The sequence below is a fragment of the Acetatifactor sp. genome (genome assembly GCF_982438285.1).
In genome coordinates this window covers 1-3,976 of sequence record NZ_CEWDFQ010000292.1, presented here as the reverse complement: position 1 = coordinate 3,976, position 3,976 = coordinate 1, and the positions used below count along the sequence as shown (strand labels likewise).

Sequence of the window (3,976 nt, the reverse complement as noted above, 5' to 3'; positions counted from 1 at the left end):
TTTTCTATAGTATATAATATTTTCTATAATTTTTAAATAGAAAAAATGACTAAATATGAATCATTTTCGCCATTTTTAACAAAAACAGACGTGATTACCCGAGGTTCATGGCTTCCAGATAAAGAGCTTCAAAGTCCGGCTCCCGGGCCAGATTTTTGACTTCCACACTGCAGCCGGAAGGAAAAATATCCTCCTTCAGACGCTCCCACGCCTCATCCCGGCCCTTTTGCGCCTGCAAAAGCCGGACGCCTGCAAGCCGTGCGCCTGCAAGGGCCGTATTCCCCCCTGCAAGGGCTTTTGAGGCCAGCTCCTTTGGCAGCAGTCCAATCCCGGCCGCATCCTCCGGCTTTAAATAATATCCGAAGCCTCCTGCCAGCACCACCTGCTCAATAGCATCCGCCGTGACCGGGTAAGCCTTCATCAGTATCTCTATGCCGGCGGCTATGGCTCCCTTTGCCAGCTGTATGGCCCGGATAGACTGCTGTGTGACGCACACATCCCCTATGCGGATGCCCGTTTCAAAATAAAGGTCTGTAAGAAGCCCTGTCTCATCCAGAATGCCTTCCCGCAAGAGCCTTGCCGTCAGGCTTACCATATCCGCTCCGAAAATCCCTCTGTTTGCTCCCCCCTCAAAGGCAGGTCCTGCCGCCGTTGCACAGGCAAGCACCCTGTCACAGTTTCCCAGAGCCATTTCTCCGTTTGTGCCAAGGTCAATCAAAAGGGAAGGCTGCCTTTTTCCGGTCATGCCACAGGCGTAAATTCCCGCTGCGATATCTCCTCCCACAAAGGCGGACAGACCGGGAAAAAGATAACAAGGCACTCCCTCCAGCATCATTTCCGCCCCCTCCAGATGAGAGGCAGAAAAAGGGGCTCTCCCAAGCTCCCCGGTATCCCAGCCCATAAGCAGATAAGACATGGTGGTATTGGCTGCAATCACCATAAAAAGCTGCTCCTTTTTCGGAGTCTTTTTTTGAAACTGCCGTATTCCCCGGGCCAGGGTCTGCCTTGCCATTCTCTGCATGGCAAGCGCCTTTTTACTCTCCCCGGCAGCCTGTATCCGGGAAATCACGTCCGCCCCGTATGCCGCCTGGGGATTCAGGCTCACAAAGCTGTCCACCCTCCTCCCTCTTTCATCGCACAGCTCCATGGCAATGGTGGTGGTTCCTATATCTGCGGCGATAAACATACCGCTGCCCGCCTGTCCCTTTTCTAAAAAATCCCGGCCAGGCACACTATCCGTCACCACCTGAAGCCTCTTTTCCTGACCGCTTTGCGAGACGGCCCGGATAGTCCCCGGACAGCGCCCACAGCCCGTGCAGATATCGCAGCGCAGGCCTTTCTTTCCCTTGTCAGACAAATTGGTTTCTCTCCTTGCTATAATGATAATCGATAGAGGCAAGCCTCTGTTCCAGTTCTTTTTTGTCAAGCTCCATATCCTGGCACAAAGCGTCCACATCCTTATAATAATCTCTCAGCTTCATATTTACAAAGCTCAAAAGCATTGCCGGGTCCTTTGGCAGCATCCTCTCATTCCTCCTTCACAGACTCCTTTGCCGTGGAAAGTATCAGTTCCATCCGCCCCAAGAGGGATACCTCCCCGAAGCCTGCGGGCAAAAGCAGATGATCTCCCTTTTTCACCGGTCTTCCCTCGATCACTCCGTTTCCGCTTAATACGCTGAGAATCAAAAACGGATATTTCTGGTCTATTTCCATCTCTCCCGAAAGAGACAGCTTCCACACCCTGTAGTAATCACAGTCCACTAAAAGCGCCATCTCATTTTCCGGCATTTCCTGAGTGTGCAGGACAGCCTCCTCATCGGAGCAGTCCGGCACGCGGATCACATCCTCGCTCTGCTTTATATGAAGCTGTCTTGGCTTTCCGTCCACCAGCCGTCCATAGTCGTAGACCCGGTAGGTGATGTCGCTGCTCTGCTGGGTTTCCAAAAGCAGAAAGCCTCCTGTAATGGCATGCACCGTGCCCGGTGTAATCTGAATAAAGTCGCCTTTTTTTACAGGCACCAGGCGGATCAGCTCCTCATATCTGCCCTGGTCTATCAGCTCCTTAAGCTCCTCTCTGGTACGGGCATGATGTCCGATCACCAGCCTGGCATCCTCAGGGCAGTCCATAATATACCAGCATTCCGTCTTTCCGAAGGAACCGTTTTCATGCTCCATGGCATACGCGTCATCCGGGTGCACCTGAATGCTCAAATCCGTTCTCGCGTCGATTATCTTTACTAACAGCGGAAATTCCCGCGCCGTAAGGCCGCCGAAAAGCTCTCTGTGGTTTTCATAAAGCCAGGACAGGGTTTTCCCCTGATAGGAGCCCTCCGCAATCACGCAGTCCCCGTTTTTATGGGCGCTGACCGCCCAGCATTCCCCGATGCCGTCCGTCTTTTGGCATTGAGCGTATCCAAATTCCTTCACCAGCCTGTCTCCGCCCCACACACATTCCTTCAAGACTGGCTGCAGTACCAGCATTTCCCTGGGAGGATGGTTTCCGGAAAGAATTTCTCCGTTGCTTTCAATTACCCTGCGATACCAGTAAGCAGAGTCCTTCACAATTCGCTTCTGTGTAGGATAATCCACATACACAATTCCAAACCGTTCGCTGTAGCCCTTAGCCCACTCAAAATTGTCCAGAAAGCTCCAGAGAAAATATCCCCGCACGTCCACGCCTTCCTCCACAGCCCGTTTCAGACAGGACAGATATCCGTCCAGGAAAGTGATCCGGTCCGGGTCATGCACTCTGCCGTCCGGTGCAATCATATCATGACAGGACATGCCGTTTTCCGTAATATACAAGGGCAGTCCATAGCGCTCATACAAAAAGCGGCTGCCCCAGTAAAGGCACATGGGCGTCACCGGCCACTGAGAGGCAGTCTTTGGAAAGCCCGGATATCTGGGCACATCCAGTATCTCCCCCTGGCTCCCTGCGCACACCTCATAACCGTTGTAGATATTCTGCCCCAAAAAGTCAATGGGCTGGCAGATCAGCTCCATATCCTCCTTTGTTATTTCAGGAAGATAATGGGCAAAGCGCTTAAGGCCTTCCTCCGGGTAATGCCCCAGGCATACAGGGTCCGTAAACCAGGAAACATTCCAGGTCCAGTTGTCAAGCTCTGCGGGAAAGGAAAAATAGCGCCTTCTGGCAGCCTCCACATCCAAGGCCTCCTCCGAGGCCGGCATTGCCACGCCGCAGGTAGGCGCAAAGCCCACCTTGATCTCTCTCCCCGCATATTTCCGAAGGGCCTTTACCGCAGCGCCGTGAGCCTTTAACACATTATGGGTCATGGCAAACACATCCTCACAGGGCAGCTTAAGTCCGGGAGCATGCTCTCCTCTCAGATAACCCAGTCCCAGAAAGCACTCCGGCTCATTGAAGGTGATAAAATATTCACAGTCCTCTCCGAAGTGCTCTGCTGCCACCCTTGCATACTCTGCAAACCATTCCACGCTTTCTGGATTTTTCCAGCCGCCCCTATCCTGCAGCGCCTGTGGAAATTCCCAATGAAACAGCGTAATATACGGCGTTATGCCATTCTCCTTAAGGGACTTTAACATGTCCTGATAAAAGGCAATGCCTGCAGGATTGATTTTACCCACACCCTCCGGAAGAATTCTGGCCCAATTTAAGGAAAACCGATAATGGCGGATGCCCAGGGTTCCCATCAGGGCAAAATCCTCTTTGTAACGGTGAATCTGGTCGCAGGCAGTCTGTGCGTCCTGTCCCTCATAGACCCTTTTCTGTTCACAGAAGGTATCCCACACCGTCTTTCCGCAGCCGTCTCCCTCGGCTCTTCCCTCCACCTGATAGGCGCTGGCCGCAGCGCCCCATGCAAAATTTTTCCCAAACATAGCTTATTCTTTTCCTTTCCCAAAACTGCACTGCCCATACCCTTTGGCCAGTCTATAAGGCCGCCAGAAGAGAAACCAGATAAAAAGGCAATGGAGCCTCTTTGGGGGCCTCCAGAAC

Annotated in this window: 3 protein-coding genes; all 3 read right to left on the bottom strand. The window is 52.5% G+C overall.

The window, feature by feature from the left end:
* Positions 1-94 precede the first annotated feature (94 nt).
* The 3 genes from AC1WIP_RS12630 to AC1WIP_RS12620 are packed head-to-tail and all read right to left on the bottom strand — an operon-like array spanning position 95 to position 3,858.
* A complete protein-coding gene (locus tag AC1WIP_RS12630) occupies positions 95-1,357 on the bottom strand; it encodes an ASKHA domain-containing protein (RefSeq protein WP_481142163.1) in 1,263 nt (420 codons plus the stop codon).
* On the bottom strand, positions 1,350-1,523 hold the full coding sequence (locus AC1WIP_RS12625; RefSeq protein WP_481142162.1) for a DUF4250 domain-containing protein: 174 nt from the start codon (positions 1,521-1,523) through the stop codon (positions 1,350-1,352). Before AC1WIP_RS12625 ends, AC1WIP_RS12630 begins: the two co-directional genes overlap by 8 nt.
* Positions 1,524-1,527: 4 nt before the next feature.
* Positions 1,528-3,858, bottom strand: a complete 2,331-nt coding sequence (locus AC1WIP_RS12620; protein ID WP_481142161.1) for a GH1 family beta-glucosidase — start codon at positions 3,856-3,858, stop codon at positions 1,528-1,530.
* Positions 3,859-3,976: the final 118 nt, after the last annotated feature.

Bases quoted from the DNA above. Each gene is read 5' to 3' on its own strand.
- AC1WIP_RS12625 (WP_481142162.1), bottom strand. From the start codon at position 1,523: ATGCTGCCAAAGGACCCGGCAATGCTTTTGAGCTTTGTAAATATGAAG.
- AC1WIP_RS12620 (WP_481142161.1), bottom strand. From the start codon at position 3,858: ATGTTTGGGAAAAATTTTGCATGGGGCGCTGCGGCCAGCGCCTATCAG.